The organism is Actinomycetospora corticicola (assembly GCF_013409505.1).
Lineage (GTDB): Bacteria > Actinomycetota > Actinomycetes > Mycobacteriales > Pseudonocardiaceae > Actinomycetospora > Actinomycetospora corticicola.
This window is the reverse complement of record NZ_JACCBN010000001.1, coordinates 2,976,593-3,001,644: the sequence shown is the minus strand read 5'-3', so window position 1 is coordinate 3,001,644 and position 25,052 is coordinate 2,976,593. Positions and strand designations below refer to the sequence as shown.

Sequence of the window (25,052 nt, the reverse complement as noted above, 5' to 3'; positions counted from 1 at the left end):
GGCGCCTCCTCTCTCTCGTCGGGGGTACGGGTTCAGCCACGTCTCGGGGCCGGCGCGTGCAGTTCGTCGATCCGCGCGAGGAGCTCGGCGGTGTCGGCGTCGGCGGGCACCATCGCGGCGAGCGCGAGCAGGGTCGTGGCGGCGAGCTGCGGGTCGCGGTGGATCAGCCCGCACGCCCGGTCCCAGGCGCCGCGCTGCTCGGGGTGGCGGATGGTGAAGCGCAGCGCGTCGGCCTCGTCGGCGGCCTGGGCGGCGAGCTCCTGGCGGCCGCGCAAGTAGGTGGTCACCGGCGCCCCCAGAAGGCGTGCGCACGCGCGCGAGCGGCGGCCTCGTCGGTTGCGCGCTCCTCGGCCGCAAGGGCCCGCACCTGGTGCATCGGGACCGGCTCGAAGTGCGCGCGGGTGCGGCCGCCGGCGGCCGGCTCGGTGAAGGTGAGCCGGAACGCCTCGCGGCCGTCGAGGTCCGGGCCGTAGAGCATGCCGACCGACTCGTCGTCGACCGGGCCCGGGTAGAGGCACGAGAAGCTCGGGGCGTGCACGGCCGCCGCGGGCCGCGGGGTCAGTCCCTGCACGCCGCTCAGCCCTCGGACGCGTCGTCGAAGAGGGTCGGGCCCTCGACGTCGGCGCGTTCGGTGATGTCGCCGGGGATGATCTCGGTGACCTTCATCGTCCGGAACGGGACGTGGCTGTCGTCGATCAGCTGGATGCCCTGGCGCTTGCACACGGCGCGGACGGTGAAGACCTGCTCGTCGCCGACCGAGGGCAGCGAGTCGCCGGAGAGCTCGGCGTTCGTCCCGGTGAAGTTCACCTTGGCGCTCTCGGGCGGCTGCTGCTCACCCTGAATGCTGCGCACGTTCGAGCTGGTCTCGGTCATCGGTTCTCCTCGGTGGTCGGGGGAGCGGTCAGGGCTGCGAGCTCGCGGGAGAGGTGGTCGTCCCAGGCCGCGCACATCGGTCGCGAGTGGTCGTGCCCGGACCGGGCCGGCACGGCCCGGTCGACGATCGCGAGGAACGCGGCCGAGCCGGGCGCGGCCCGGACGGGACGGGCCGGCGTCACGAGGTCCGGCCCATGACGCGGTCGTAGACGCGCATCGCCCACCGCACGTCGCCCATCGCGGTGTGCCGCTCGTCCTGCGGCGTCGGCTCCAGGTCGAGCATGGCGGTGATCTCGTCGCTGTCCCACGGCGGCGGGAGCGGCCGCCCCTGGCCGGCGAGGTAGCCGACGGCCAGGTTCTCGATGTCGACCAGGTGGTAGTGCCAGGCCCCGATCAGGCCCTGGTTACGCAGGTCGCGGTCGAGCACCTCGGCGTCGAAGTTCGGCACCGCGCCCACCAGGTGTGCGCCGTGCGTGAGTCGCGCGACGTGATGGGCGGCGGTGTAGACGGAGAGGGTGTCGTCTCGGGTCGACGGCACGAGAGGGTCCCGACCGGAGAGCCGTCGGCCGAGCGGGTGGCGCTCGTAGAAGCGCCCGACCTTCAGGCCGAACGGGTTCGCCGTGTCGAGCTCGACGTCGACGAACGTCTCCCACGCTTCCTCGCTGCCGTCCGGCTCGCGTCGGACGATGGCGATCTCCCACACCGCGCGGTCGGGGTGGACGCCGTCGGTCTCGGTGTCGATGAACGCGAGCGGGGCCAGCTCGTGCACGTCGGTCATGCCTGGGTCTCCTCGATCAGGGGGACGTCGTCGGGTCCGGGGGCCCGATCGGGCTCGGGTCCTGGCGGCGGCCGGATGCCGCGCAGGTAGCTGGCGCGGATCTGCAGGTCGATGCCGAGGCGCTCGACGGTCTCGGCGTCGAGGACGACCAGGGAGTCGCCTAGGGCGAGCTGGACGCCGGAGTCGCCGGGCCGGGTCTCGGCGACCTCGAGGCGCTGGAAGCCGGCCACGAGTCGGTGGTCGCGGTACTGCTGGGCGCGGACGTGGTCACGCATCGGCGACCTCGCTGTCGGTGCCCGGGTGTACGAATGCGGGCTGCAGCGGCTCGCGGTCGGCGACCGCGGCGTCGAGCTCGGGGGCCGGGCGGGCGAGCTCGTCGAGCAGGCTGTGCCAGGTCGCGAGGGTGACCGCGTCGACGGTGGCCACCGCGATGCCGGGCACTGCGCCGCGCTCGCGGAAGCGGTCGAGCAGGGTCTCGGCGAGGTGCACCGCGCGGACCTGGCGGTCACGGGTCACGTTGGCCTGGCGTAGCTCGGCGAGCCGGCCCTGCGTCTTGCGTGCCGCTTCGCGGGCCCGAGTCTCACCGTCGAGGGCGGTGGCCAGCGCCCGTTCGCCCTGGCGGACACGGCCGCGCACGGCGAAGAGCTCGCCGCCGGTCAGCCGGTTGGCCAGCCGGTGCCGCCACGAGGACCACGGGTCACGCCTCTGGCGGATGCGGATCTCGGACGGGCAGGTGGGGCAGCCCTCGCAGCACGGTCCGCAGTCGAGCGGGTCGCAGCACCCGACGTCCCGGTGCAAGTCGCAGCACGGGACGCTCACGTTGCCGTCCCATCGGCGAGCGCGCTGGCGATCCGCTCGAGGTCGGTGTCGCTGTCGCCGGTGACGTAGGCGTGGAGGATCACGAAGCCGTCGCCGAGCTGGACGGTGCCGACGTAGCGGGCCGGGGGCTGGGCGGGGATCTCGGCCCAGCCGGTGCCGACGAGCTGCACGCGGATCGTGGCGTCGGGCTGCTCCGGGTCGACCTCGGCCCACAGGTCGACAGCGCCGTCGCCGTGGTCTCGGCGCTGCACGCTGAGCACCCGGGCACCGGCGGGCATCGCCACGTCCTCGGTGGGCTGTACGCGGAGGCGGTAGCGGTAGACGGTGGTGTTGCTCATCGGGCACCTCCGGCGGTGAGGGCGCGGCGACGGGCGGCCCAGCCGGCGCAGAGCTCGGCGGGCTGGCCGTCCGCGCGCCACGGGGCGCCGTGCCGGATCGGCGGGTGGTACGACGCGGCGTGCCCGTCGATCTCGGCGCCCGACGGGTGGCGCCACCGCACGACGCGGCGGATGCCGGCGTGGCAGAAGAAGCGGTCAGTGGCGCTGCCCGCGACCCGCTCGAGCTCGTCGGCGTCGGCGGCGTGCCGATCGTCGCCGAGCTTCTCCGGGGACCCGGGCCGGTAGGCGCAGCCGCCGCACATGGTGGCGGCGGTGTTCGGTTCGACGCCGGCCGCGAGCCAGCCCGCGAGCGTCTCGTCGAGCGGGCCCTGCTCGAGGTCGTAGACCGGGACCCAGCAGGTGCAGTGGTTCGGCCCGCCGATGACGTTGCCCCAGCAGCACGCGCCCTCTCCGGCGTCCGGAAGGTCGGTGGCCGGGCCGCCGGGGGTGACCCGGGGTGCGCAGTAGGTCATGCGCTCGCCCCGTTCAGCGTGTCGGACGCCGCGCGGGCCCGGTCCGCGATCGCGGCGTCGCGGACCTCATCGGCGGAGAGCGGCGCACCGACGGAGTCCGCGGGCAGGAGCTCGGCGATGCGCTCGGCGACCTCGCGGATCGAGATCGGCCCGCGACCCTCGGCGCTCCAGGACTCCGGGATGGCGTCGACGTGCAGTACCCGGATCAGCATCCGGAGCGCTGGGACGTAGGCGTTGTGCGCCTCGGCGAGGAAGTGCGCCCGCTCGGGCGAGTCGGCCCAGGCGACGAGCTTGCCCGACTCGGCGTAGAGGTCGGGGCCTTCGGAGGACAAGTCGCCGCGCACGACGTAGTGCGGGGCGCTCACTGCTGGGCCGCCGGCTGCTCGGTCGTGGCCTGGCCCTCGTCGACGACCTCGGCGTCGATGACCTCGGGCTGGCCGGGCTCGTCGGCGCCGAGCATGGCCTCGAGGTTCTCGATCAGCTTCGCCGCGTCGCCCTGGGTGAGCTCGCCGAGGGAGTTGATGGTGCGGCCGAGGTGCTGCGAGGCGTAGGCCTTCGCGTCGCCGACGTCGGCCTCGCGGCGCAGACGCAGGAACGTCCGCTGCTGCTCGGGGGTCATGCTGTCGCCCGCGGCCTTGACCGCCGACGCCTTCGGCGCGTCGCTCTTCTTCGGCGTGTCCTTCGGGGCGGGCTTGCCGGTCAGCTCGGAGTTGTCGACCGGGCCGGAGGGGGTGACACGGGTCGACTCGACGCGGGTCGGGCGGTTCGCCCCGACCTCCTCGGCGATGGTCAGCCCGGCCATGTCCTGCGGGAACGCCTTGCGCAGGGCCGCGGCCTCGGCGCACTTCGCGATCATGTGGGAGCTCTTCGTCTTCCACATCGCGTTGAGGTCGCCGCCCGAGGTGTACTGCGCGAACTCGGAGAACACCGCGATGCCCCACACGGGCTCATCCCGATCGGAACGCAGCACGCCGACCCGGGAGGCGGCCGGCGGCGTCCCCTTCTTGAGCCAGACCGGCATCCAAACGCCGTCGTCACCGCACCACTCGGGCGCGGTCTGCCCGCGGTAGATATCGCCGTGGCGCTGGGCGATGACCCGGAACCCGTCGATGCCGGTCTGCGGCTGCCACTTGTCGCGGTACTGGTCGCGAGTGCCGGGGACCTTCTCGCGTCGGTTGATCAGGTAGATCTGCCGAGCCCAGGGGTCGAGCCCGGTGCGCTGACACAGGTGCAGGAACGCGGTGATGTCGGCGTCGTTGCAGTCCTGCAAGCCGATGTGCCCAAGCGCCTTGCGCTGGGCCTCGTCGAGGGTCGTCTGGTCGGCGCGGATCGCGAGCGCGCCGACCGGGACGCCGACGGCGGCGGCGATGTCCTCTGGTCGGGCCTCGACGTCGGCGGTGGTCGTGGTCATGCGAGGGCCTCCTCGATGTCGGATGCGGTGTCGAAGTGACCGGCGCTCTCGGCGAGCTCGTAGTCGCGGATCAGCCAGCCGGGCAGGGAGAGGTCGTGGACGCGCTCCTCGTAGCCGGGCCAGCGCCCGATCTCGGTGCACTCGCGGAACACGTCGCGTGCCTTGCGGTTGACGACCCGGCCCCACGCGAACGCGTTGTCGTCGGGCCGGTCGAGGGACACCGCGTACGGCGGTTCCTTCTCCTGGGCCACGAGCAGGAACAGCGGCTCGATCGGGTCGCCGTCGGGGCCGGCGGTGAGGCCGAGCCAGTGCAGGACGTCGACGTAGAAGGGGCCCTGGCAGTGGTAGCCCCACCGGCCCATCGAGGTGCCGAAGTGGCGCGGGTCGGCGTCGGCGGCGCTCTTGTAGTCGACGAGGATCAGCCGCTCACCGGCCGCGACCTTCGGCATCCAGTCGACACGGACCCGGCACATCACCCCGGACTCGGGGTCGCGCCCGACGAAGGACTGCTCGCCGACACCCTCGCGCATGAGCAGCGGCCCGGCGACCGGGTGTCGGCGCAGGACCTCGGCCATCGCCTCGACGTGCTCGACGTCGCGGGTGAGCAGCGGAACGCCGCCCTCGGCGCGCGCCGCGGCCGCCGCCTCCTTCGACGCGTTCGTGCGCCAGTTGTCGTGCGGCACCTCGACGATCGGGGAGCCGGACCCGGTCACGACCAGGTGCGCGGCGTGCCCGAAGTCGAACTCCTTCTTCGCGGGCTGCGGGTGGTCGCGCTGGTAGCGGAAGTGCAGCGGCGTCTCGTTGATCAGCGTGCGCGCGCCGCTCGAGGACAGGCTCGACCCGACGACGGGGTCGGCGTGGTACTGCTCCTCGGTGAGCTCCGGGTAGGCGCCGGGCTCGGTGATCCAGGGCTTCACAGGTGAGCCTCCTCGTAGGCGGCGACCACGCCGCTGGCCAGGCGGCCGAGGTCGGGGACGGTCATGCCCTGCGCGCGGGCCCACTCGCGGATCCGCGCGTTGCGGGCCCGGTCGGACCCGGCGGCGGCGATCCGCTTCGGTCGGTCGGCGGCGGTGGCGGTGGGAGCGGGCGCGCGCTTCGCGGTCGCGCCGGCCTTCCGGCCCGCGAGGGCGTAGCGCTCGAGGACCTCGCGCAGCTCGAGCTCGTGGGATGCGCAGAGGTCGATCTCGTAGAGCGCGTCGTCGAGACCCCACTCGATGGTCGTGACGGGGTCGTCGTCGGTGTGCGCCACGCCGTCGAGGTCGCAGGCGAGGATGGTGATGGTGCTCATCGGCGCGGCCCCTTCGCCTTCGAGACCAGCTCGCGCGCGAACACCAGCGAGACGCCGGTCCGGTTGACGATGGTCATCGGAGTGGCACCGTCTGCGGCGAGTTCCTCGGCGAGGTCGAGCTGCTCGGGTCGGGGTCGGCCCTGGTCCGCACCGGCGCCCGACCCGTTCTTCCCCGAGGGTGCGGGCGCCGGTGGGCCGTCCGGACCGCGACCCGCGCGGTCCGGGGCTGTGGGTGCCGTCGCCGCCCGTCCCGCGGGGGGACTCGGGTCGGGCGGCGACGGCGTCTCGTCGGCTGGGCGAGCAGCCGGCGAGGGCTTGATGGAGGCGCGGTAGTCCTCCCAGAGCTGCTGGTCGGGGGCGCCGCCCTGGACGCGGAGGTAGCCGGCGCGGGCCCAGGCGTTGAGCTTGCCGGTCATCGAGCACGGCACGTTGTGCTGGTGCGCCCAGAGCCGGATGGTCGCGTCGGTGGCCTGGCCGCCGACGGCCTCGGCGACCCGCTCGGGCGCGGTGGGCCGGGGCGCGGGCCGCGGTGCGGGGACGACCGCCGGCTGCTCGACGACTTCGGGATCGTCGGTAGCGTCCTCGTCGCCCGGGTCGGTGTCCTGCCCGCCAGCAGGCGTCGGCTGCCTCACCTCGGCGCCGCCGGCCCGGGCCTCGTCGGCGTCGGCGTCGGCGTCGGCGTCGGCGTCGAGGGCGGGCGGCGGGCCGCCGCGGACGCCCTTGAGTGCCTGGCGCAGCGACTCCACGCCGGGCAGCGGCCCGACCGGGCGCAGCGGGGCGGCGACCCCGGACAAGTGCTCGCCGAGCTGGGCGAGGAGCTCCCGGGGGTCGGTCGAGGCGACGTCCCACCCGGCGATCTCGGAGGTGTCGCCCTCGGCGACGAGATGCCGGTCGAGGTGGAGGGTGAGCTTGTGCGCGGCCTCGACCGGGTGGCTGTCGCCGGTGAGGTCGTCGATCATCGCGAAGGCCATCACGCGCCCCCGATGTGCGGAAGCTCGACGACGGGGCCGTAGCAGCGGGCCACCTCGGCGCGCGTGGTGCGAGGCGCGGGCCGGTCGGAGGAGTCGGTGGGCACGAGCCGCCACCAGTCCGGTCCGTCGGCGACCCAGACGTCCTCCTGCGCGTCCTGCAGGTCGTAGGCCGGGGTCGCGGCGCGGGCGAGCTTGCCGAGCAGCGCGCGCATCATCGGGCACCGCCCGACGTCGGGACGAGCACGCCGACGGCGGCCGCGAGGGTGAGCTCGTCGACGGCCGGGGCGGCGATGCCGTCGAGGACGACCGACAGCCGCTCCAGCTCGCCGACGCCCAGGGCGCTGACGCCGCCGTGGCGGGCGCAGTCGACGATCACCCGGAGCACCTCTGCGCCGGCCGCGCAGAGGTCGGTCTGGTCGTCGAGCATGCGGGCGACGTGCCGCATCTCGGCGCGCGGCGGGGCGTCGGTCGCGGTGCGGGTCGGCGCGAACCACTCGCCCTGCAGGCGCCGCGGCTTCGTCTCGGTCTCGGCGGTCACGCCTGCTCACCACCCTCCGAGGTGGCGACGGTCAGCTCTCCGCCGACGGCGCGGCAGGCCCGGTCGGCGTCGGCGTGCCGGCGCAGGTCGCGCAGCTCGAGGACGGCGGCGGTGGCGAGCCGGGCGCGGGTGTCGACGTGCAGGGTGACCGGGACGCCGAGGACGGCGCCGGTCATCTCGACGCCGACGAGGTCCCCGACGACGTCGAGGAGCACCCCGACGGGCGTGCTCGCGTCGAGCTGCTCGCCGTAGGCGATCGCAGTCCGGAGCGCGGCCTCGTCGTCGAAGTGCAGGTGGGCGCCGTACCGGTTGACCCGGACGTCCTGCGGGTCGGTGAGGCCGTGGTCGACGTCGAGGGCGCGGATCCAGTCCTGGACGACGCGGCCGACGTAGACGGTGCCGTGGGTGAACGGCACGTCGATGACGAACGGGGCGGGGGCCTGCGGCCAGCCGGCGAGGTCGTCGAGCAGGTCGTGGTCGTTGAGGGCGTTCCCGTCGTCGGGGACGGTGATCGCGGCGGTGGCGGGGTGGTCGAGGGTGACGAGGCCGGCGGGCCGGCCGGCGGGGCGGTCGTCGAGGTCGGTCATCAGAAGGCTCCGAAGATCAGGACCAGGGCGGTGACCACGAGGATCAGCACGCCGAGGACGAGGAACGCAGGGCGGAAGTCGGGGTGATAGCCGGGGCAGTCGCACAGCGAGCAGGCGTCGCGCGGGCCGCCGGGGATGCGGCGGTCGTGGGCTCCGTAGCCGTGGCCGCAGCGGGTGTGGTCGCCGTCGAGGACGACGCGTCGTCGGCAGCCGTCGTCGGCGGGCTCGTCGTCGCGGCGCCACGACGGCGGCGGGACGAGCGGGGTGTCGCCGGTGTCGGCGTGCCGGCGGCTCACGTCACCGCGCCCATCGCGGCGACGAAGAGCAGGACGACGAGCAGCAGCAGCGCGAGGCCGATGGCGGCGCGGATCGCCTGCTCGCGGTCGGTGAGCTGGCGGCGGTGCCGGGCGCGGCCGGGGCGGCTGACCCACAGGGGGCCGGTCTGCTCGTCGTCCTCCTCGAGGAACCGCATCGGTCCGGCGCTCACGTCAGCAGCCATCCGAACCAGCCGGCCCCGGCGGCGAGCAGGACCATCAGCGAGCCGAGGGCCATCCCGAGGCCGACGACGTCGGCGGCGCGGAGGCGGGTGCGCTCCCGCTCGCGGGCGGTGGGCTGGCGGGGGACGAAGACGTCGAGGCCGTCGTCGCCGCCGATCAAGGGGCTCATCACGCCGACGCCTGCACGCCGAGCTTGCGCGACGCCTTCGCGACGCGTCGCCGGTCAGCGCGGTTGGCGGCTCTCGAAGAGCACGCCATGGCGGGGGCAGCCAGGATCACCTCGACCGCAGACTGCGGGCCGTCGCCCATGGGCAGCTGCGGGATGCCGGAGTCCATGCAGCCCAGACGCTTGGTCGGCAACACTCCCGGTCGGATCCGGACGTCGATATCGTGGTGCTCGTTCACGGACTCTCCTCCGTGTCAGGGGGCCGGTGCCGGGCCATGGCGCCGGCCCTCGTTGTTGGTCAGGTCAGGACGCGGGTACGGCGTCGCGCGGTGGGTCGTAGAAGCGCGAGACGGGGATGCCGAGCTCGGAGGCGATCGCCTCCAGCTCGGAGCTGCGGAACTCGACCTCGCCGGACAGACGGCGGGTCAGGTGGTGCAGGCCCCAGCCGAGCCGCGCGTTCATCGCCCGGGCGCTGAGGCCCTGGCGAGCAAGCTCGGCGCGAACCGAGCTGCGGAGGTTGGCGTCGTCAGGCACGAGGAGCACATTGTCAGCGAGACGCTTCCAGGTCAAGCTGTGATGCGGCCGTGACCCGGAAGCGCTAGCCCGGCTGTTGTAACGCCGACCGTGACACTGTTAGCGTGTGCCTTATGACGAGCGCTGCAGTCGACGAGGGCACCCTGCCCCGCGGCCTGTTCACGAAGTGGGTCGCCGGCGAGTTCCGTGCCCAGCTGGGCCGCACTGGCATGTCTCAGCGCGGCCTGGCCCGCGCGCTCGGTGTCACGCCGCCCTGGGTCAACGAGCGCTTGTCCGGGCGTCACGCCATGAGCACCGACGACATGGAGCGCATCGCGGGCGTGCTGAACACGACGCCGCTCGATGTGCTCACTGGCCAGACGCGACCGCCTGGCCCGATCCCGCCGGCTCCTTCGGCGACTGAGGCTGACGAGTCGAGTACCCACCGGTAACGTCCGGAGGATGACGAGCACGGCTGCGCGGCCCGAGGCGACCACCGACCCGTCGTCGGGAAAGACCTTCGACTCCCTCGATCCGCGGGACGGGTCCGTCATCGCGACCCACCCGGTCCACGGCCCGGACGAGGTGGGCGCGGTCGTGGAGCGCGCGCGCCGCGCGGCGCAGTGGTGGGCCGACCTCGGCTTCGACGGCCGGCGGGAGCGGCTCGGCGCCTGGCGGAAGCTCCTGATCGAGCGCACCGACGAGCTCGCCGAGCTGGTGAGCCGCGAGACCGGGAAGCCGCTCGACGACTCCCGCCTCGAGGTCGTCCTCGTCATCGACCACCTGCACTGGGCGGGCAAGCACGCGAAGGCGGCGCTGGGCCGCAAGCGCTTCGAGGCCGGCGCGCTGATGGTGAACCACAAGGCGACCATCGAGTACCGCCCGCTCGGCGTGATCGGTGTGCTCGGCCCGTGGAACTACCCGGTCTTCACGCCGATGGGCTCGATCGGCTACGCCCTCGCGGCCGGCAACGCCGTGGTGTTCAAGCCGAGCGAGCTGACGCCGACGGTGGGGAAGTGGCTCGTCGACTCGTTCGCCGAGGTGCTGCACCGCACCGACGGCTACGGCGAGGGCCTGTTCGGCCTGGTCACCGGCGAGGGCGAGACGGGCGCGGCGCTGTGCCGGGCGGGCGTGGACAAGGTCGCCTTCACCGGCTCGACCGCCACCGCCAAGAAGGTCATGGCCACGTGCGCGGAGACGCTGACGCCCATCCTCGTGGAGTGCGGCGGCAAGGACGCGCTGCTCGTCGACCACGACGCCGACCTGGACGACGCCGCGGCCGCCGCGGTGTGGGGCGCGATGTCCAACGCCGGGCAGACCTGCATCGGCGTGGAGCGGGTGTACGTGGTCGACTCGGTGGCCGAGGAGTTCCTCGACAAGGTGGCCCAGCGGGCGGCGAAGCTGCGCCCGGGCGGTGACCTGCGCTCGGTCTACGGGCCGATCACCATGCCGAGCCAACTCGACGTGATCTCCGGCCAGATCGACGACGCGCTGTCGAAGGGCGGCTGGGCCGTGCTCGGCGGCCGCGAGTCCGTGCGCGCGCCGTACGTCGACCCGGTGGTGCTCGCCGACGTCCCGGAGGACTCGACCGCGGTCACCGAGGAGACCTTCGGGCCGACCGTCGTGATCAATCGCGTGCGGGACATCGACGAGGCCGTGGAGCGGGCCAACGCCTCGAAGTACGGCCTCGGCGGCTCGGTCTTCGCGAAGAAGCGCGGCTACGAGATCGCCCGCAAGCTCCGGGTCGGCATGGTGTCGGTGAACGGCGTCATCGCGTTCGCGGCGATGCCGTCGCTGCCGTTCGGCGGGGTCGGCGACTCGGGCTTCGGGCGCATCCACGGCCGCGACGGGCTGCGGGAGTTCACGCGGGCCCTCGCCGTGTCCGAGCGCCGCTTCAAGAGCCTGAACGTGATGACGTTCGACCGGCCCGGCTGGGTGGTCAAGCTGCTGTCCGTGCTGGCCGGCGTGATCTACCGACGGAACCGGTAAAGCGCGCGGAGGGGTGCGTCACGTGCGGGTCCGAGGGGTAGGGCCCGCGACCCCGACGTGCCACGATCGCCGCAATCAGCAATGTCGCCGACGAAGGGACGAGTAGTGGCGCGCGAGTTCGCCCGGGTGGGTGTGGTCGGTCTCGGCACGATGGGGGCCGGCATCGTCGAGGTGTTCGCCAAGGGCGGCATCGAGGTGGTCGCGGTCGAGGTGACCGAGGCCGCCGCCGCGCACGGCAAGGAACAGATCGAGTCCTCCACCGCGCGCGCCGTCTCCCGCGGGAAGCTCGCCGAGGACGACCGCGCCGCGCTGCTCGAGCGCGTCACCGTCACCACCGACATGGCGCAGCTCGGCGACGTCGCGCTCGTCGTCGAGGCGGTCCCCGAGCGCCTGGAGCTCAAGAGCGAGGTGTTCGCGGCCCTGGACAAGGTCTGCGCCGCGGACACGATCTTCGCCTCGAACACCTCGTCGCTCTCGATCACCGAGCTGTCGGTGCGCACCCAGCGCCCGAGCAAGGTCGTCGGGATGCACTTCTTCAACCCGGCGCCGGTCCAGCCGCTGGTGGAGCTCGTGCGCACGGTCGTCACCGAGCCCGACGTCGTCGACGACGTCCGCGCGCTGGCCGAGCGCCTCGGCAAGTCGCCCGTGGTCTGCGGCGACCGGGCGGGCTTCATCGCCAACCAGCTGCTGTTCACGTACCTCAACCAGGCCGTGGGCATGTTCGAGTCGCACTACGCGGGTCGCGAGGACCTCGACGCCGCGATGAAGTTCGGCTGCGGCTACCCGATGGGCCCGCTGGCCCTGATGGACCTCATCGGCCTCGACACCGCCTACGAGATCCTCGAGGAGATGTACCGGCAGTCGCGCAACCAGCGCCACGCGCCGGCCCCGATCCTCAAGCAGATGATCACGGCGGGTCTTCTCGGCCGGAAGACCGGCCGCGGCTTCTACACCTACGCCGAGCCGGGCTCGGGCACGGTCGTCCCCGACCACCTGACCCCGCCGCCGCCCGGCGCCGACGACGCCGAGCTGCGTCCGATCTCGCGGGTCGGCGTGGTGGGCACGGGCACGATGGCCACCGGCATCGCCGAGGTCTTCGCGAAGGCCGGCTACGACGTCGTCGTGCGCGGGCGCTCGGAGTCCAAGGGCGAGGGCGCGATCGCGGCGGTACGCAAGTCGCTCGAGAAGGCCGTGGTCAAGGGCAAGATGACCGAGGACGCGCGCGACGAGACGCTCGGGCGCATCTCCACCACGGTCGACTTCTCCGGCCTCGCCGAGTGCGACATCGTCGTCGAGGCGATCGCCGAGGACCTCGAGGTCAAGCAGGCTGCGTTCTCCGCGCTCGACGAGGTCTGCAAGCCCGGGACCATCCTCGCGACCACCACGTCGTCGCTCCCGGTCGTCGAGTGCGCCGCGGCGACGTCGCGGCCCGCCGACGTCATCGGCATGCACTTCTTCAACCCGGCTGCCGTGATGAAGCTGGTGGAGATCGTCTCGCCGATCACCACCGCGCCCGACGTCACCGCGACCGTCCGGGACCTGTGCGCGAAGATCAAGAAGGCGCCGGTGCTCTGCGGGGACCGCGCGGGCTTCATCGTCAACGCGCTGCTCTTCCCGTACCTCAACGACTCGGTGGCGATGCTCGACGCGCACTACGCGACCGTCGACGACATCGACTCGGCCATGAAGAACGGCTGTGGCCTGCCGATGGGGCCCTTCGCCCTGCTCGACGTCGTGGGCCTCGACGTGTCGCTCGCGATCGAGCGGTCGCTCTACCAGGAGTTCCGCGTGCCCGGCTTCGCGCCGACGCCGCTGCTCGAGCACCTGGTGACGGCGGGCCGGCTCGGCCGCAAGACCGGGCACGGGTTCCGGGACTACCGGTGAGCGAAGCTCCCGTGAGCACTAAGTGGGGCTATAGCCCCCTTTAGTGCTCACGAGGCGAAGCCACATGGCCAGACGCAACCGACGCGCAGCGAGCGGGGAACCCCGCCCGCTGTTCGGTGGTGCGCTCTCCAACGTCGAGCGTGGCGGCCGCCGCTGGGCGGTCCGCCGCGTCGCCGGGTCGGGAGCCACGAAGGTCTACCGCTGCCCGGGCTGCAACCAGGAGATCTTCCCCGGCACCGCGCACGTGGTCGCGTGGCCGGTCGACGAGATCGGGGGCGGCGACGAGCGCCGGCACTGGCACACGGGGTGCTGGAACCGTGGCTGAGTCGGTGGAGCCGCGGCCGCGCCTCGTCGGCCGGGTCCTGCTGGGCCTCTTCCTGACGGCGGCCGGGATCACCCACCTCGGCCCGCTGCGGCTGGAGTTCCGGGGGCAGGTGCCGTCGTGGTTCCCGGTCGACGCGGACCTGGTGGTGCTGGTGTCCGGCGTCGTCGAGATCGCGCTCGGCCTCGCACTCCTGCTGCTGCGGTCCCGACGGCGGGTGGTGGGGGTCGTCGTCGCGCTGTTCTTCGTCGCGGTCTTCCCCGGCAACCTGTGGCAGTACCTCGACGGCGTGTCCGCCTTCGGGCTGGACGACGACCGGGCCCGCCTCACCCGGCTGTTCTTCCAGCCGCTGCTGGTGCTGTGGGCGCTGTGGGTGGCCGGGGTGCTCACCCGGTCCGACCGACAGGAGCCGTCCCGGACCGTCGTCGGCTGAGCGCACCCCGCCGTCGGGCTGGAGGAGGAGAGATGACCGTCCCGGACGCCTTCGTGGTCGACGGGCGCACGCTGAGCTGCGACGACGTGGTCCGGGTCGCGACCGGCGACGTGCCGGTGCGGGTCGCGCCGGAGGCGATGGCCGCCGCCCACCTCGCGTGGGAGACCGCGGGCGCGGCGAGCTCCGCCCGCCCGGTGTACGGCCGGACCACCGGGGTCGGCGCCAACAAGGACGCCGTCGTGGGGACGGGCGGGCCCGGCGAGCACGACCTGCGCCTGCTGCGCAGCCACGCCGCCGGGGTCGGCGAGCTGCTCGAGCCCGCCGTCGTCCGGGCGGCGATGCTGATCCGCCTCAACCAGCTCGCGGCCGGCGGCAGCGGCATCCACCCACGCTTCGTCACCGCGCTCGAGACCGCGTTGCGCACCGGGGCCGTGCCCACGGTCCACGACGGCGGGTCGATCGGCACGGGCGACCTCGCCACCCTCGCCGAGATCGCCCTCGCCCTGACCGGCCACGTCCCGTGGGCCCGCGGCGCCGTGCGGGCGGTCGCGCTGGAGCCGGGGGACGCCCTGGCGTTCATGTCCTCGAACGCGGTCACGCTGGCCCGGGCCGTGCTCGCCACCGACGAGCTGAACCGGCTGCTCGGCTCCGCGCACACCGTCACGGCGCTGTCGTACTGCGCGCTCGCCGGGTCGCCGGAGGCGTTCGCCGAGGAGGTCCACGCCCGCCGGCCGCACCCCGGCTCGGTCCGCTCGGCCGCCCGCCTGCGGGAGCTGCTCTGGCACGAGGGCGATCTCAGCCCCGGACGACGGATCCAGGACCCGTTCGGGCTGCGCGCCTTCCCACAGGTCCACGGACCGGCGCTGGACGCCGTCGACCGGCTGCGGAGCACGCTCGAGATCGAGGTGAACGCGGCCGCCGAGAACCCGTTGATCGACGTCGTCGGCGGTGGCGTGTTCCACCACGGCCTGTTCTCCACCGCCTACGTCGCGTTGGCGCTCGACCAGGTCCGGGCTGCCGTGCACCACGTGGCGGAGCTGTCCGCGGCACGGCTCGGGGACCTCATGGAGCCGGAGTTCACCGGCCTGGCCCCGTTCCTCGCGGCCGGCCCGGAGGGCAGCTCCGGGCTGATGATCCTCGAGTACCTGACCCACGACGCCCTGGGCCGGCTGCGGCACGCGGCGGGTCCGGTCACCCTGGGGACCTCGGTGATCTCGCGCGGGGTGGAGGACCACGCCAGCTTCACCCCGCACGCCGCGCGCAGCACCGCGGCGTCGGCGGGGAGCTACCGCACCGTGCTCGCGTGCGAGCTGGTCGCCGCGGTCCGGGTGCTGCGGCTCGCCGGGACCGCCCCGCGCGGACGTCTCCTCGCGGCGCGGTTCGCGGACCTGGACGCCTCGCTCCCCGACGTCCGCGAGGACCACCGGGTCGGCGACGACGTCCACGCGGCCGGCGCCGCGATCGACCGCTGGGGGCGGTCCGCTCAGGCCGGCGTCTCCCCGTAGGCGACGACCGACAGGAACCGGATCGGCAGCTCGACCAGCTCCCGGGGGCCGTGGGCGCCCTCGCCGTCGAGCTGGAGCGCGTCGCCGGGACGCATCGTGTACGACGCGTCGCCGTGCCCGTAGACCATCGTGCCGTCGAGCATGAACAGCAGCTCGGTGCCGGGGTGCTGGAAGAGCGGGAACTCCTCGCTGCGCTCGGTGAGCGTGACGAGGTGAGCCTCCATCCGCTTGTGCTGGCCGCGCAGCGCGCCGAGCAGCGTGTAGTCGTGCCCCACGCGGGTGCCCCGCGCGACGATGCGGGCGCCGCCGCCGGCCGGGGTGAACACCGCCTCCCGGGGGCCCTCCGCGTCGCGGAAGAGCGCGGTGACCGGGACGTCGAGGGCCGACGCGAGGCGGGCCACCGTCGTCAGCGAGCAGGAGATCTGCGCGTTCTCGATCTTGGAGAGCATCGCCTTCGACAGCCCGGTCCGCGCCGCCATCTCGGCCAGCGTCCAGCCCGCGTCGGCCCGGATGCGGCGTACCTGGGTGCCGATCGCCCGCTCGAGCCGACCCTCCCCGTCGTCGGGGACGTCGATCTCGCGCGCGGCCGGACCTGTGTCGATGGTCGAGCTCCGCTCCGCTGCGTCTCCCGCCGGGACGATCACCGCATCTGCCCCGCGCCGACGTACGGGTGCGGGCTGGTCAACAGGTCACCCTCGGCGAACCGGGAGAGCCGGAAGTCCGACGCCGGGGTCTCGGGCACCGAGCTCTCGCCGTCGAGCACGAGGTCGGCGACCAGCCGGCCCACCTCCGGGGAGATCTTGAACCCGTGCCCGGAGAACCCGGCCGCGACGACGAGGCCGTCCAGCCCGTCGACCCGCGAGATCACCGGGTTGAAGTCCGGCGTCACGTCGTAGCAGCCGGCGTAGGTCGAGGCGATGGAGGCGTCGACCAGGCCCGGGAACCGGGTGCCGACCTTCTCGACGGCGGCGTCGAGGGCCTCCGGGGTGGCCTGGTTCGAGTACCGGTCGGGGTCGGCGGGCTCCAGGACGGCGAGGTCGGAGTTGCCGATCAGCAGCTCGTTCGACACCGCCTCCAGGCGCACGTACTGCAGCGACACGAGGTCGGAGAACACCGGGACGTCGCCGAGGTCCTGCCCCGGGTCCACGAGCACGATCGCCTCGCGGTGCACCGTGATCGGCAGCTCCACGCCGTGCTCGGCGAGCAGCGGCACCGACCACGGGCCCGCGGCCAGCACCACCGCGTCGGCCTCGAGCACCTCGCCGTCGGACAGGCGGACGCCCGCCACCGCCCCGTTCCGGACGACGAGTCCGGTCACCAGGGTGCCCTGGCGCAGCCGGGCGCCGGCGCGGCGCGCGACGCCGGAGAACGCCTGGGCGGTGCGGTAGGCGTCGCCGTACCCGCCGCGGGCCTCCCACGCGAACGCCGCGAACGGTTCGAGGTCGGCGACCGGCCAGAGCTTCGCCACCTCGGTGTGGTCGATGTCCTCGGTCCGCACCCCGACGGCGCGCTGGTCGGCCATCGACGCCTGCAGGGCCTCGACGTTGCCGTCCCCGACCCCCACCACGTAGCCGGTCTGGTGGAACCCGACGTCCTCGCCCAGCACGTCCTCGGCCCGTTCGAACGTGTCCAGCGAGCGGGTGGCCATCGCCGCGAGGGAGGAGACGCCGTAGTGGCAGCGCACGACCCCGGAGGACTTGCCGGTGCCACCCGCCCCCACGGTGGCGCGCTCGACGATCGTCACGTCGGTGACGCCGCGACGGGTGAGCGCGTACGCGGCGGCGCAGCCCTCCAGACCGCCTCCGACGACGATGACCTCAGGCACCTCGACCTCCCGGAATCCAGTTCGTGCCGGCCAGGGGTACCCGGGCCATCGCGGCCGACTCGACGGTGAGGGCGACGAGGTCCTCGGGTTCGAGGTGGCGCAGGTGGGCCTTGCCGCAGGCGCGGGCGATGGTCTGCGCCTCCATCGTCAGGACCCGCAGGTAGTTGGCCAGGCGACGCCCGCCCTCGACGGGGTCGAGCCGCGCGGCGAGCTCGGGGTCCTGGGTGGTGATGCCGGCGGGGTCGCGGCCGTCCTGGAAGTCGTCGTAGCAGCCGGCCTCGGTGCCGAGGGCCTCGTACTCGGCGGCGTAGCGGGGGGAGTTGTCGCCGAGGGCGATGAGGGCGGCGGTGCCGATGGCGACGGCGTCCGCGCCGAGGGCCATGGCCTTGGCGACGTCGGCGCCGGAGCGGATGCCGCCGGAGACGATCAGTTGGACGCCGTGGCGGTGCAGCCCGAGTTCCTGCAGGGCCTGCGCGGCCTGGGGGATCGCGGCGAGGGTGGGGATGCCGACGTGCTCGATGAACACGTCCTGGGTCGCGGCGGTGCCGCCCTGCATCCCGTCGACGACGACGACGTCGGCGCCGGCGGCGACGGCGAGCTTGACGTCGTAGTAGGTGCGGGTGGCGCCGACCTTGACGTAGATCGGCTTCTCCCAGTCGGTGATCTCGCGCAGTTCGAGGATCTTGATGGCGAGGTCGTCGGGGCCGGTCCAGTCGGGGTGGCGGCAGGCGCTGCGCTGGTCGATCCCGGCGGGGAGCGTGCGCATCCCGGCGACCCGGTCGGAGATCTTCTGCCCGAGCAGCATGCCGCCGCCGCCGGGTTTGGCGCCCTGTCCGAGGACGACCTCGATGGCGTCGGCCTTGCGCAGGTCGGTCGGGTTCATGCCGTAGCGCGAGGGCAGGTACTGGTAGACGAGGTACTTGGACTCGCCGCGTTCCTCGGGGGTCATGCCGCCGTCGCCGGTCGTCGTGGACGTGCCCACCTCGGAGGCCCCGCGGCCGAGGGCCTCCTTGGCCTGGGCGGACAGCGCGCCGAAGCTCATCCCCGCGATCGTCACCGGGGTCTGCAGGTGCAGCGGGTACCGGGCGTTGCGGTCGCCGAGGACGACGTCGGTGTCGCAGCGCTCGCGGTAGCCCTCGAGCGGGTAGCGCGACATGGAGGCGCCGAGGAAGAGCAGGTCGTCGAAGTGCGGGACGGCGCGCTTGGCGCCCCAGCCGCGGATGTCGTAGACCCCGGTCTCGGCGGCCCGCTGGATCTCGGCGATGACGTCCGCACCGAACGTCGCCGACGGTCTGGCCATCAGTAGCTCCCGGAGTGGTCGCTGGTGAAGTGGTAGAGCCGCCGGGCGGAGCCGTAGCGGCGGAACTCGTCCGGCGCGTACGGCAGGTCGGCAGCGGCGAGGAGTTCCGCCAGCTCCGCGCGGTGCTCGTCGCGCATCTCCTTCTCGACACAGTCCGCGCCGAGCTCCCCGACGGTGCCGCGGACGTAGAGCCGGGCCTCGTAGATCGAGTCGCCGAGCCCGTCGCCGGCGTCGCCGCAGACGACCATGCGGCCGGCCTGGGCCATGAAGGCGCTCATCGGGCCGACGGAGCCGCCGACGACGATGTCCACGCCCTTCATCGAGATGCCGCAGCGCATGGAGGCACTGCCTCCGATCACGAGCAGCCCGCCGTGCGCGGTGGCGCCCGCGGACTGGGAGGCGTCCCCGGTGATCCGGACCGTCCCCGACATCATGTTCTCGGCCAGCCCGGTGGCGGCGTTGCCGTGGACGGTGACGGTGCCGCCGTCGTTCATGCCGGCGCAGTAGTAGCCGACGTGCCCGCGGACCTCGACCGCGATCCCGGTGTCGATCCCGGCCGCGACGGCGTGTGCGCCGTCGGGGTGGAGCACCTCGTAGCTCTTGACCGTGGGGTCGTGGAGCTCGGCGTTCAGCGCGCGGACCGTCGTCTCGGCCAGGTCGAAGCTCAGCGCCTCCATGCGTAGACCCTCCCGGGTTCGGGCTCGTACAGGCGGGCACCGTCGATGCCGGGCAGGGCGGCGAGGGCACGGAACTCCGAGGCCATCGCCACCCAGGCGTCGGTCTCGGCGATCACCGCGGGCTTGCAGGCGATCGGGTCGCGGACCACGGCGAACCCGTCCGCGCTGGTCACGAGCAGGGTGTAGAAGCCGTCGAAGGTCTCGCGCAGGGCGAGCAGGGCCTTCTCCAGGTCCTCGCCCTGCGCGAGCCGGGACGCGACGAAGCGGGCGCCCACCTCGGAGTCGTTCTCCGAGTCGAACTCCACCCCCTGGCGCACGAGCTCCCGCCGGATCGAGGCGTGGTTGGAGAACGACCCGTTGTGCACCAGGCACTGGTCGGGGCCGACCGAGAACGGGTGGCAGCCCTCGGGGGTCACCGCGGACTCCGTGGCCATGCGGGTGTGGGCGAGGCCCTGCCAGCCCACGGCGTCCGCCAGGCCGTAGGTCGCGGCGAGCTCGCGGGGGTGGCCGACGCCCTTGTAGACGGTGAGGTCGTGGCCCGACCCGACCACCCTCGCCGTCGGGAAGGCCGCTCTCACCCGGGCGACCAGGTCCGCGACCGGCACGGGTGCGGCGACGACGGTGGTGTCACCCGCGACGGTCACCGTGGCGTCCAGCCCGCTCGTGTCCGCCTCCGGCGGCAGGAGCACCGACACGGCCGCGTGTCCCTCGGGGACGCGCCGGTGGTCGCCGTAGACCGCGACGCCCGCCGAGTCGGGGCCGCGCTCGACGACCCCGCACAGCATCGACTCCAGCAGGCGCCCCAGCTGCGGGTGCAGCCCCGGGTCGCGCAGGTGGAGCCCCACGATCCCGCACATGTGCTCTCCTAGAAGGCCGTGAGGTAGCGGTCGTGCTCCCAGGAGCCGACCGTGCCGTGCCAGTCGAGGAACTCCTCGCGCTTGAGCCCGGCGAAGTACTCGGCGACGCCCGGGCCCGCGGCGTCGAGTGCCTTCCCGACGACGGGATCGGCCCGGAGGGCCTCGACCGCGTGCAGCAGCGTCGGGGGCAGCTCGGGGCGGTCCTCGGTGCTGTCGGGCTCGAGTTGCCGGTCGATCCCGTCGAGGCCGGCGGCCAGGGCGACGGCGAGTGCGAGGTAGGGGTTGGCCGCGCCGTCGCCGCCGCGCAGCTCCACGCGGTGGCCGTCGGGGACGCGCACGAGGTGGGTGCGGTCGTTCCCGCCCCAGGTCGCCCGGCGTGGCGACCAGGTGGCGCCGGAACGGGTGGAGGTGGCCCCGGTGCGCTTGTAGGAGTTCACCGTCGGCGCGAGGACCGCCTGCATCCCGGGCGCGTGCTCGAGAAGGCCGGCGAGGAAGCGGTAGGCGAGCTCGGAGAGGCCGTGGCCGCGCCCGTCGCCGTCGTCGGGGAAGCGCGACGAGCCGTCCGACCAGAGCGACAGGTGCAGGTGCATCCCGGAGCCGGTGCGGTCGGCGAACGGTTTGGGCATGAACGTCGCGGTCATCCCGCGCTGCTCGGCGAGCATGGAGATGAGGTACCGGGCGGTGATGACCCGGTCCGCCGTCGTGAGGGCGTCGGCGTAGGCGAAGTTCTGCTCGAACTGGCCGTTCGCGTCCTCGTGGTCGTTCGCGTAGTTGCCCCAGCCCAGCGCGTTCATCGCGGTGGAGACGGCGGTGAGGTGGTCGTACATCCGGGTCAGGCCGCGGGCGTCGTAGCAGGGGCGGATGCCGTCGTCGAGGGTGTCGGCGGGGCGCAGCGTGCCCTGCTCGTCGCGCGTGACCAGGAAGTACTCCACCTCGGCGCCGGCCATCAGCTCGAGCCCGGCGGCCTTGGCCAGCATCGCCTTGAGCAGCACGCGCGGCGCATAGGGCCAGGGGCGGCCCTCGACGTGCGGGTCGCAGTGCACGAGCGCGAGGCCCTCGCGGACCCAGGGGAGCGGGGTGTAGCTGGCGACGTCCGGGATCGCGATGAGGTCCGGGTCGCACGGCTGCTGCCCGATCGCGCCGACGGCGTAGCCGGCGAACCCGACGCCCTCGTGCTCCAGCTCGTCGGCGCTCTCGACCGGGACGAGCTTCGCGCACGGCTTGCCCGTGAGGTCGACGAACAGCGCGAGCAGGAACCGGACCCCGTCCGCGCGGGCCCGCTCCGCCAGGCTCGCGGGCGCGGCCATCGTGGTGGGGGACCCGTCGGCCCGGGGGTCGGTGAGCGTCATGGGGGCTCCTCGGCGGATCGACGATCTCTCACTGAGAAACAGCGTCTCTCATCAGGAGACCATCGGGGTTGCCGGGATGTAAAGGCCTTCGGGGAGGGCGGGCCGATGACCGCTCGGCCACGTGCGCAGGGGTCACGTGGGGCAGGTCCGAGCTGGTGCCGGCCTGCCTGGAGCGCACCTCGCGGCCGGGACGCCGGTGGGGCGCGCCGCGAGAGTGACATGAGGCAGGTCCAACCGGTCCCGGACATGCCTGGCGTGCACCTCGGCGCAGAGACGGTCGCCGCCGATGCCGCGAGGTTCACGTCAGGCAGGCCGGACCGGCTCCGGGGCTGCCTGGTGTGCACCTCGTGGCCGGGCGGGGTGCCGGGTCGCGGCGGGCGGGTGCTGGACCCGGCCGTCAGCGACGGTGGGGCGTTCCTGCCACTGGACGACAGCAACGACGCTTTCCTGCCACGAAGGGGGGCCCCTACGTCCCCGAGGTCTCGTAGTCCCGCCGGTTCGCGTGGTCGTCGGCGGCCACGGTCGGCATCGGGACCGGGGCGGTGGCGTCGTCCGGCGTCTCGTCAGGGAACGCGTCGAGGCCCGGCAGGTCGGCGAGGGACTCGCGCAGCGTGGCGAGCTGGTTGGTCACGCGCGCCCGGAGGCGGCGGATCTCGGCGACCTCGCCGTCGGCCTCGCGCAGGCGGCGGCGGGCCTCCTCGGAGGCGTCGCGCAGCTGCTTCTCGGCGCGCGAGCGGGCGTCGGCCTCGCTCCGGGCCAGGACGCGCATCGACTCCGTGCGGCGGGAGGCCATCGCGATCTCGAAGTCCTCCTCGACCTGCGCACGGCGGGCCCGGGACTCCTCGTCGAGGCGGCGGCGCTCGTTCTCGGCCTCGGTGCGGACGCGGGCGGCGTCGGCGCGGGCGGAGTCCATGAGCGCGCGGTGCTCGTCCTCCATCTCGGTGCGGCGCCGGTCGTTGTCCGCGAGCCCGGCGTCGTACCGGGTGCGGGTCTCGTCGGCGGCCGCCTCGGCGGCGGCGTGCGTCTCCTGCGCCTGACGACGGGCCTCGTCGGTGGTGTTCCGCGCGTACTCGTCGGCGTCGGTGATGGTGCGGGTGGCCTGCTCCTCGGCCTCCGCGATCGTGCGGCGCGCCCGCTCCTCGGCGTCCTCGCGGGTGCGGCGCGCGGCCTGCTCGGCCGACGAGCGCATCTCGCGGGCCTCGTCCTGGGCCAGGCGCAGCATCCGCTGCAGCCGCTCGGACAGGCCCTCCATCGAGTCCGGCGGCGCGGCCAGCCGGTCGATCTGGGCGCGGAGCTCCTCGACGTGCGCGCGCGTGCGATCGAGGGCCCGGGCGAGCTCGGAGGCCTGCGCCACGGCCGCGTCGCGGTCCGCGGTGAGGATGCGCAGGTCGGCCTCGACGCGGTCCAGGTGTTCCTCCACCTGGCCGCGGTCGTAGCCCCGACGCACGACGTCGAAGCCGGTGCCCAGAGGCAGCAGATCACGGTCTCCCGACGGCATCTGCCCAGGTTACTAGGGCCCTGTGCGACACGGCCACGGTCGGGTGACGGACACGCCGCTCCCACCCGGATCGGTACCGGTCACACGGTCGGGTGAGTCCGGTCACCCGCGCCGCCCCGCCGTCGGGATGGGGCCCGGAAACGGACGAACGGCACCTCCGCGGAGGCGGAGGTGCCGTTCGGATCGAGCCGGACTACTGGCCGCGGAAGCGGTTGATGCCCTCCAGGTGCTGCTCGCGCAGCTCCGGGTTCGTGACACCCAGGCCCTCCTCGGGCGCGAGGCAGAGCACGCCGACCTTGCCCTGGTGGGAGTTGTGGTGGACGTCGTTGGCCGCCTCGCCGGTGTCCTCGAGCGCGTAGCTCTTCGAGACCGTCGGGTGGATCTTGCCCTGGGCCACCAGGCGGTTCGCCAGGTAGGCCTCCTTGTAGTTCGCGAAGTGCGACCCGATGATCCGCTTGAGGTTCATCCAGAGGTAGCGGTTGTCGTACTGGTGCATGAAGCCCGAGGTCGACGCGCAGGTGACGATCGTGCCGCCGCGCTTGGCGACGTAGACCGAGGCGCCGAAGGTCTCGCGGCCCGGGTGCTCGAAGACGATGTCCGGGTCGTCGCCACCGGTCAGCTCACGGATCTTCGCGCCGAACCGCTTCCACTCGCGCGGGTCCTGGGTCTCGGGGTCGGACCAGAACTTGTAGCCCTCGGCGGAGCGGTCGATGATCAGCTCGGCGCCCATCTTCCGGCAGAGCTCGGCCTTCTCCGGGGAGGAGACCACGCAGACCGGGGTCGCCCCGCCGTTGAGCGCGAACTGCGTGGCGTAGGACCCGAGGCCGCCCGAGGCGCCCCAGATCAGGACGACGTCGCCCTGGGTCATGTTCGCGCCGTGCGGGCTGACCAGCTGCCGGTAGGCGGTGGAGTTGACCAGGCCCGGGGACGCGGCCTCCTCCCAGGTGAGGTGGTCCGGCTTGGGCATCAGCTGGTTGGTCTTGACCAGGGCCATGTCGGCCAGGCCGCCGAAGTTGGTCTCGAAGCCCCAGATGCGCTGCTCCGGGTCCATCATCGTGTCGTCGTGGCCCGCAGGGCTCTCGAGCTCCACCGAGAGGCAGTGCGCGACGACCTTGTCGCCCGGCTTCCACATCTGCACGCCCGCGCCGACCTTCAGCACGACGCCGGCGAGGTCGGAGCCCACGACGTGGTAGGGCAGGTCGTGGCGCTTGGCCAGGTCGGAGATGCGTCCGTAGCGCTTGAGGAAGCCGAAGGTGGACACCGGCTCGAAGATCGAGGTCCACACGGTGTTGTAGTTGATGGCGCTGGCCATGACGGCGACCAGGGCCTCGCCGGGAGCGACCTCGGGAGTCGGCACCTCGTCGAGGTGCAGCGACTTGCGGGGGTCCTTCTCCTGGGCGGGCATCCCCGCGAACATGTCGGCCTCGTCGGCGTGCACCGTGATGCCCCGGTACGACTCGGGGACGGTCATGGAGCTGATGCCGGCCAGATCGTCGGCGAGGATGGCGTCGCGGATGTCCTGCACTGGTCTTGCCTCCGGGGTGGTCGGGTGCGGTGAGGCTACCGACGAGTAGCTAGAGCGAGAAGGGTGACGTGCGTCAGTGGCCGGCGGCCGGTTGGACCAGCTCGACGAGCACGCCGCCGGCGTCCTTCGGGTGGACGAAGTTCACGCGGGAGTCGGCGGTGCCGCGGCGGGCCTGCTCGTAGAGCAGCCGGACGCCCTTCTCGCGCAGCTTCGCGGCGGTGTCCTCGACGTCGCGCACGCGGTAGGCCACCTGCTGGAGGCCGGGGCCGTTGCGGTCGATGAACTTCGCGATCGTGGAGGACTCGTTCAGCGGCGCGAGCAGCTGGATCGCGGTGCCGGAGGGGTCGTCGGGCGCGTGGAGCATCGCCTCGCGGACGCCCTGCTCCTCGTTGGTCTCGGTGTGCGTCGCCTCGAGGCCGAGCGTGCGGGCGTACCAGGCGATCGCCTCGTCGAGGTCCGGTACGGCGATCCCGACGTGGTCCACGGCCACGATGCCGACCGCTGCGTCGAGCTGTGCAGTCATGCTCGGGACACTAAGCGACTGAATCGCGACACCAAGCAGGTGACGGCCACCACCCCGACCTCGGGTGGGTGACC

37 protein-coding genes are annotated in these 25,052 nt (G+C 73.4%); 6 read left to right on the top strand and 31 right to left on the bottom strand.

Annotated elements, in window-relative coordinates; all coding sequences use genetic code 11:
• Positions 1 to 32: 32 nt before the first annotated feature.
• From BJ983_RS14440 to BJ983_RS14335, 22 genes are all read right to left on the bottom strand, one after another.
• Complete coding sequence (locus tag BJ983_RS14440; RefSeq protein ID WP_179794413.1) at positions 33 to 287, bottom strand: hypothetical protein; 255 nt, start codon at positions 285 to 287, stop codon at positions 33 to 35.
• On the bottom strand, positions 284 to 571 hold the full coding sequence (locus tag BJ983_RS14435) for a hypothetical protein (protein ID WP_179794412.1): 288 nt from the start codon (positions 569 to 571) through the stop codon (positions 284 to 286). The genes BJ983_RS14440 and BJ983_RS14435 overlap by 4 nt, the downstream gene beginning before the upstream one ends.
• Before the next feature lie 5 nt (positions 572 to 576).
• Positions 577 to 873, bottom strand: coding sequence for a hypothetical protein (locus BJ983_RS14430; protein WP_179794411.1), 297 nt, complete (start codon positions 871 to 873; stop codon positions 577 to 579).
• On the bottom strand, positions 870 to 1,055 hold the full coding sequence (locus BJ983_RS14425) for a hypothetical protein (RefSeq protein WP_179794410.1): 186 nt from the start codon (positions 1,053 to 1,055) through the stop codon (positions 870 to 872). The genes BJ983_RS14430 and BJ983_RS14425 overlap by 4 nt, the downstream gene beginning before the upstream one ends.
• The gene (locus BJ983_RS14420; RefSeq protein WP_179794409.1) at positions 1,052 to 1,651 is read right to left on the bottom strand and encodes a 3'-5' exonuclease family protein; all 600 of its coding nucleotides are present in this window, start codon (positions 1,649 to 1,651) and stop codon (positions 1,052 to 1,054) included. Before BJ983_RS14420 ends, BJ983_RS14425 begins: the two co-directional genes overlap by 4 nt.
• Positions 1,648 to 1,926 carry a hypothetical protein gene (locus BJ983_RS14415; RefSeq protein ID WP_179794408.1) on the bottom strand — a complete coding sequence of 93 codons (279 nt, stop codon included), beginning with the start codon at positions 1,924 to 1,926 and terminating at the stop codon, positions 1,648 to 1,650. Before BJ983_RS14415 ends, BJ983_RS14420 begins: the two co-directional genes overlap by 4 nt.
• Positions 1,919 to 2,449 carry a hypothetical protein gene (locus tag BJ983_RS14410; RefSeq protein WP_179794407.1) on the bottom strand — a complete coding sequence of 177 codons (531 nt, stop codon included), beginning with the start codon at positions 2,447 to 2,449 and terminating at the stop codon, positions 1,919 to 1,921. The genes BJ983_RS14415 and BJ983_RS14410 overlap by 8 nt, the downstream gene beginning before the upstream one ends.
• 17 nt (positions 2,450 to 2,466) lie before the next feature.
• Positions 2,467 to 2,808: a DUF7352 domain-containing protein gene (locus BJ983_RS14405; RefSeq protein WP_179794406.1), complete on the bottom strand. Its 342-nt coding sequence runs from the start codon at positions 2,806 to 2,808 to the stop codon at positions 2,467 to 2,469.
• Positions 2,805 to 3,320 (bottom strand): hypothetical protein, encoded by a 516-nt coding sequence (locus BJ983_RS14400; RefSeq protein WP_179794405.1) that lies wholly within the window; start codon positions 3,318 to 3,320, stop codon positions 2,805 to 2,807. Before BJ983_RS14400 ends, BJ983_RS14405 begins: the two co-directional genes overlap by 4 nt.
• Positions 3,317 to 3,685 carry a hypothetical protein gene (locus BJ983_RS14395; protein ID WP_179794404.1) on the bottom strand — a complete coding sequence of 123 codons (369 nt, stop codon included), beginning with the start codon at positions 3,683 to 3,685 and terminating at the stop codon, positions 3,317 to 3,319. The genes BJ983_RS14400 and BJ983_RS14395 overlap by 4 nt, the downstream gene beginning before the upstream one ends.
• Positions 3,682 to 4,731 carry a phage recombination protein Bet gene (bet, locus tag BJ983_RS14390; protein ID WP_179794403.1) on the bottom strand — a complete coding sequence of 350 codons (1,050 nt, stop codon included), beginning with the start codon at positions 4,729 to 4,731 and terminating at the stop codon, positions 3,682 to 3,684. The genes BJ983_RS14395 and bet overlap by 4 nt, the downstream gene beginning before the upstream one ends.
• Positions 4,728 to 5,648 (bottom strand): PD-(D/E)XK nuclease-like domain-containing protein, encoded by a 921-nt coding sequence (locus BJ983_RS14385; RefSeq protein ID WP_179794402.1) that lies wholly within the window; start codon positions 5,646 to 5,648, stop codon positions 4,728 to 4,730. The genes bet and BJ983_RS14385 overlap by 4 nt, the downstream gene beginning before the upstream one ends.
• Positions 5,645 to 6,019 carry a histone-like nucleoid-structuring protein Lsr2 gene (locus tag BJ983_RS14380; RefSeq protein WP_179794401.1) on the bottom strand — a complete coding sequence of 125 codons (375 nt, stop codon included), beginning with the start codon at positions 6,017 to 6,019 and terminating at the stop codon, positions 5,645 to 5,647. The genes BJ983_RS14385 and BJ983_RS14380 overlap by 4 nt, the downstream gene beginning before the upstream one ends.
• Positions 6,016 to 6,993 carry a hypothetical protein gene (locus BJ983_RS14375; RefSeq protein ID WP_179794400.1) on the bottom strand — a complete coding sequence of 326 codons (978 nt, stop codon included), beginning with the start codon at positions 6,991 to 6,993 and terminating at the stop codon, positions 6,016 to 6,018. Before BJ983_RS14375 ends, BJ983_RS14380 begins: the two co-directional genes overlap by 4 nt.
• Positions 6,990 to 7,202, bottom strand: coding sequence for a hypothetical protein (locus BJ983_RS14370; protein WP_179794399.1), 213 nt, complete (start codon positions 7,200 to 7,202; stop codon positions 6,990 to 6,992). The genes BJ983_RS14375 and BJ983_RS14370 overlap by 4 nt, the downstream gene beginning before the upstream one ends.
• Positions 7,202 to 7,528, bottom strand: coding sequence for a hypothetical protein (locus BJ983_RS14365; RefSeq protein ID WP_179794398.1), 327 nt, complete (start codon positions 7,526 to 7,528; stop codon positions 7,202 to 7,204). The genes BJ983_RS14370 and BJ983_RS14365 overlap by 1 nt, the downstream gene beginning before the upstream one ends.
• Positions 7,525 to 8,115: a hypothetical protein gene (locus BJ983_RS14360; protein WP_179794397.1), complete on the bottom strand. Its 591-nt coding sequence runs from the start codon at positions 8,113 to 8,115 to the stop codon at positions 7,525 to 7,527. The genes BJ983_RS14365 and BJ983_RS14360 overlap by 4 nt, the downstream gene beginning before the upstream one ends.
• Positions 8,115 to 8,411 (bottom strand): hypothetical protein, encoded by a 297-nt coding sequence (locus tag BJ983_RS14355; protein ID WP_179794396.1) that lies wholly within the window; start codon positions 8,409 to 8,411, stop codon positions 8,115 to 8,117. The genes BJ983_RS14360 and BJ983_RS14355 overlap by 1 nt, the downstream gene beginning before the upstream one ends.
• Positions 8,408 to 8,614 (bottom strand): hypothetical protein, encoded by a 207-nt coding sequence (locus tag BJ983_RS14350; RefSeq protein ID WP_179794395.1) that lies wholly within the window; start codon positions 8,612 to 8,614, stop codon positions 8,408 to 8,410. The genes BJ983_RS14355 and BJ983_RS14350 overlap by 4 nt, the downstream gene beginning before the upstream one ends.
• Entirely contained in the window at positions 8,599 to 8,781 is a 183-nt protein-coding gene (locus BJ983_RS14345) for a hypothetical protein (protein ID WP_179794394.1), read from the bottom strand. The genes BJ983_RS14350 and BJ983_RS14345 overlap by 16 nt, the downstream gene beginning before the upstream one ends.
• Positions 8,781 to 9,017 carry a hypothetical protein gene (locus BJ983_RS14340; protein WP_179794393.1) on the bottom strand — a complete coding sequence of 79 codons (237 nt, stop codon included), beginning with the start codon at positions 9,015 to 9,017 and terminating at the stop codon, positions 8,781 to 8,783. The genes BJ983_RS14345 and BJ983_RS14340 overlap by 1 nt, the downstream gene beginning before the upstream one ends.
• Positions 9,018 to 9,081: 64 nt before the next feature.
• The gene (locus tag BJ983_RS14335; RefSeq protein ID WP_179794392.1) at positions 9,082 to 9,312 is read right to left on the bottom strand and encodes a hypothetical protein; all 231 of its coding nucleotides are present in this window, start codon (positions 9,310 to 9,312) and stop codon (positions 9,082 to 9,084) included.
• 113 nt (positions 9,313 to 9,425) lie between these two features.
• On the opposite strand from BJ983_RS14335, the gene BJ983_RS14330 reads away from it, so the two are divergent.
• The 6 genes from BJ983_RS14330 (at position 9,426) to BJ983_RS14305 (ending at position 15,424) form a co-directional block, all read left to right on the top strand.
• Positions 9,426 to 9,743 (top strand): helix-turn-helix transcriptional regulator, encoded by a 318-nt coding sequence (locus tag BJ983_RS14330; RefSeq protein WP_179794391.1) that lies wholly within the window; start codon positions 9,426 to 9,428, stop codon positions 9,741 to 9,743.
• A gap of 10 nt (positions 9,744 to 9,753) precedes the next feature.
• On the top strand, positions 9,754 to 11,280 hold the full coding sequence (locus BJ983_RS14325) for an aldehyde dehydrogenase family protein (protein ID WP_179794390.1): 1,527 nt from the start codon (positions 9,754 to 9,756) through the stop codon (positions 11,278 to 11,280).
• 105 nt (positions 11,281 to 11,385) lie between these two features.
• Complete coding sequence (locus BJ983_RS14320; RefSeq protein ID WP_179794389.1) at positions 11,386 to 13,164, top strand: 3-hydroxybutyryl-CoA dehydrogenase; 1,779 nt, start codon at positions 11,386 to 11,388, stop codon at positions 13,162 to 13,164.
• 64 nt (positions 13,165 to 13,228) lie between these two features.
• Positions 13,229 to 13,489 carry a hypothetical protein gene (locus tag BJ983_RS14315; RefSeq protein WP_179794388.1) on the top strand — a complete coding sequence of 87 codons (261 nt, stop codon included), beginning with the start codon at positions 13,229 to 13,231 and terminating at the stop codon, positions 13,487 to 13,489.
• Positions 13,482 to 13,919: a DoxX family protein gene (locus BJ983_RS14310; protein WP_179794387.1), complete on the top strand. Its 438-nt coding sequence runs from the start codon at positions 13,482 to 13,484 to the stop codon at positions 13,917 to 13,919. Before BJ983_RS14315 ends, BJ983_RS14310 begins: the two co-directional genes overlap by 8 nt.
• A gap of 32 nt (positions 13,920 to 13,951) precedes the next feature.
• Positions 13,952 to 15,424, top strand: coding sequence for an aromatic amino acid ammonia-lyase (locus BJ983_RS14305; protein WP_179794386.1), 1,473 nt, complete (start codon positions 13,952 to 13,954; stop codon positions 15,422 to 15,424).
• Here the strand turns inward: BJ983_RS14305 and BJ983_RS32290 are convergent.
• The 9 genes from BJ983_RS32290 to mce form a co-directional block, all read right to left on the bottom strand.
• Entirely contained in the window at positions 15,403 to 16,068 is a 666-nt protein-coding gene (locus BJ983_RS32290) for a helix-turn-helix domain-containing protein (RefSeq protein ID WP_343054154.1), read from the bottom strand. The genes BJ983_RS14305 and BJ983_RS32290 overlap by 22 nt on opposite strands.
• A complete protein-coding gene (locus BJ983_RS14295; protein ID WP_179794385.1) occupies positions 16,065 to 17,249 on the bottom strand; it encodes an FAD-dependent oxidoreductase in 1,185 nt (394 codons plus the stop codon). The genes BJ983_RS32290 and BJ983_RS14295 overlap by 4 nt, the downstream gene beginning before the upstream one ends.
• The gene (locus BJ983_RS14290) at positions 17,242 to 18,549 is read right to left on the bottom strand and encodes an FMN-binding glutamate synthase family protein (RefSeq protein ID WP_179794384.1); all 1,308 of its coding nucleotides are present in this window, start codon (positions 18,547 to 18,549) and stop codon (positions 17,242 to 17,244) included. The genes BJ983_RS14295 and BJ983_RS14290 overlap by 8 nt, the downstream gene beginning before the upstream one ends.
• A complete protein-coding gene (locus BJ983_RS14285; RefSeq protein WP_179794383.1) occupies positions 18,549 to 19,226 on the bottom strand; it encodes a glutamate synthase in 678 nt (225 codons plus the stop codon). Before BJ983_RS14285 ends, BJ983_RS14290 begins: the two co-directional genes overlap by 1 nt.
• On the bottom strand, positions 19,214 to 20,083 hold the full coding sequence (locus tag BJ983_RS14280; RefSeq protein WP_179794382.1) for a class II glutamine amidotransferase domain-containing protein: 870 nt from the start codon (positions 20,081 to 20,083) through the stop codon (positions 19,214 to 19,216). The genes BJ983_RS14285 and BJ983_RS14280 overlap by 13 nt, the downstream gene beginning before the upstream one ends.
• 8 nt (positions 20,084 to 20,091) lie before the next feature.
• Positions 20,092 to 21,432: a type III glutamate--ammonia ligase gene (glnT, locus tag BJ983_RS14275; RefSeq protein ID WP_179794381.1), complete on the bottom strand. Its 1,341-nt coding sequence runs from the start codon at positions 21,430 to 21,432 to the stop codon at positions 20,092 to 20,094.
• A gap of 466 nt (positions 21,433 to 21,898) precedes the next feature.
• Positions 21,899 to 22,930: a DivIVA domain-containing protein gene (locus BJ983_RS14270; RefSeq protein ID WP_179794380.1), complete on the bottom strand. Its 1,032-nt coding sequence runs from the start codon at positions 22,928 to 22,930 to the stop codon at positions 21,899 to 21,901.
• 193 nt (positions 22,931 to 23,123) lie between these two features.
• Complete coding sequence (gene ccrA, locus BJ983_RS14265; protein WP_246326199.1) at positions 23,124 to 24,401, bottom strand: crotonyl-CoA carboxylase/reductase; 1,278 nt, start codon at positions 24,399 to 24,401, stop codon at positions 23,124 to 23,126.
• Between the two features lie 127 nt (positions 24,402 to 24,528).
• On the bottom strand, positions 24,529 to 24,978 hold the full coding sequence (mce, locus tag BJ983_RS14260) for a methylmalonyl-CoA epimerase (protein ID WP_179794378.1): 450 nt from the start codon (positions 24,976 to 24,978) through the stop codon (positions 24,529 to 24,531).
• Positions 24,979 to 25,052 lie beyond the last annotated feature (74 nt).

Coding starts and splice junctions, on each gene's coding strand:
- BJ983_RS14430 (WP_179794411.1), bottom strand. CDS start 873: ATGACCGAGACCAGCTCGAACGTGCGCAGCATTCAGGGTGAGCAGCAG.
- BJ983_RS14420 (WP_179794409.1), bottom strand. CDS start 1,651: ATGACCGACGTGCACGAGCTGGCCCCGCTCGCGTTCATCGACACCGAG.
- BJ983_RS14415 (WP_179794408.1), bottom strand. CDS start 1,926: ATGCGTGACCACGTCCGCGCCCAGCAGTACCGCGACCACCGACTCGTG.
- BJ983_RS14405 (WP_179794406.1), bottom strand. CDS start 2,808: ATGAGCAACACCACCGTCTACCGCTACCGCCTCCGCGTACAGCCCACC.
- BJ983_RS14400 (WP_179794405.1), bottom strand. CDS start 3,320: ATGACCTACTGCGCACCCCGGGTCACCCCCGGCGGCCCGGCCACCGAC.
- bet (WP_179794403.1), bottom strand. CDS start 4,731: ATGACCACGACCACCGCCGACGTCGAGGCCCGACCAGAGGACATCGCC.
- BJ983_RS14380 (WP_179794401.1), bottom strand. CDS start 6,019: ATGAGCACCATCACCATCCTCGCCTGCGACCTCGACGGCGTGGCGCAC.
- BJ983_RS14370 (WP_179794399.1), bottom strand. CDS start 7,202: ATGCGCGCGCTGCTCGGCAAGCTCGCCCGCGCCGCGACCCCGGCCTAC.
- BJ983_RS14360 (WP_179794397.1), bottom strand. CDS start 8,115: ATGACCGACCTCGACGACCGCCCCGCCGGCCGGCCCGCCGGCCTCGTC.
- BJ983_RS14350 (WP_179794395.1), bottom strand. CDS start 8,614: ATGGCTGCTGACGTGAGCGCCGGACCGATGCGGTTCCTCGAGGAGGAC.
- BJ983_RS14345 (WP_179794394.1), bottom strand. CDS start 8,781: ATGAGCCCCTTGATCGGCGGCGACGACGGCCTCGACGTCTTCGTCCCC.
- BJ983_RS14330 (WP_179794391.1), top strand. CDS start 9,426: ATGACGAGCGCTGCAGTCGACGAGGGCACCCTGCCCCGCGGCCTGTTC.
- BJ983_RS14325 (WP_179794390.1), top strand. CDS start 9,754: ATGACGAGCACGGCTGCGCGGCCCGAGGCGACCACCGACCCGTCGTCG.
- BJ983_RS14315 (WP_179794388.1), top strand. CDS start 13,229: ATGGCCAGACGCAACCGACGCGCAGCGAGCGGGGAACCCCGCCCGCTG.
- BJ983_RS14305 (WP_179794386.1), top strand. CDS start 13,952: ATGACCGTCCCGGACGCCTTCGTGGTCGACGGGCGCACGCTGAGCTGC.
- BJ983_RS14290 (WP_179794384.1), bottom strand. CDS start 18,549: ATGGCCAGACCGTCGGCGACGTTCGGTGCGGACGTCATCGCCGAGATC.
- BJ983_RS14285 (WP_179794383.1), bottom strand. CDS start 19,226: ATGGAGGCGCTGAGCTTCGACCTGGCCGAGACGACGGTCCGCGCGCTG.
- BJ983_RS14280 (WP_179794382.1), bottom strand. CDS start 20,083: ATGTGCGGGATCGTGGGGCTCCACCTGCGCGACCCGGGGCTGCACCCG.
- glnT (WP_179794381.1), bottom strand. CDS start 21,432: ATGACGCTCACCGACCCCCGGGCCGACGGGTCCCCCACCACGATGGCC.
- BJ983_RS14270 (WP_179794380.1), bottom strand. CDS start 22,930: ATGCCGTCGGGAGACCGTGATCTGCTGCCTCTGGGCACCGGCTTCGAC.
- ccrA (WP_246326199.1), bottom strand. CDS start 24,401: ATGACCGTCCCCGAGTCGTACCGGGGCATCACGGTGCACGCCGACGAG.
- mce (WP_179794378.1), bottom strand. CDS start 24,978: ATGACTGCACAGCTCGACGCAGCGGTCGGCATCGTGGCCGTGGACCAC.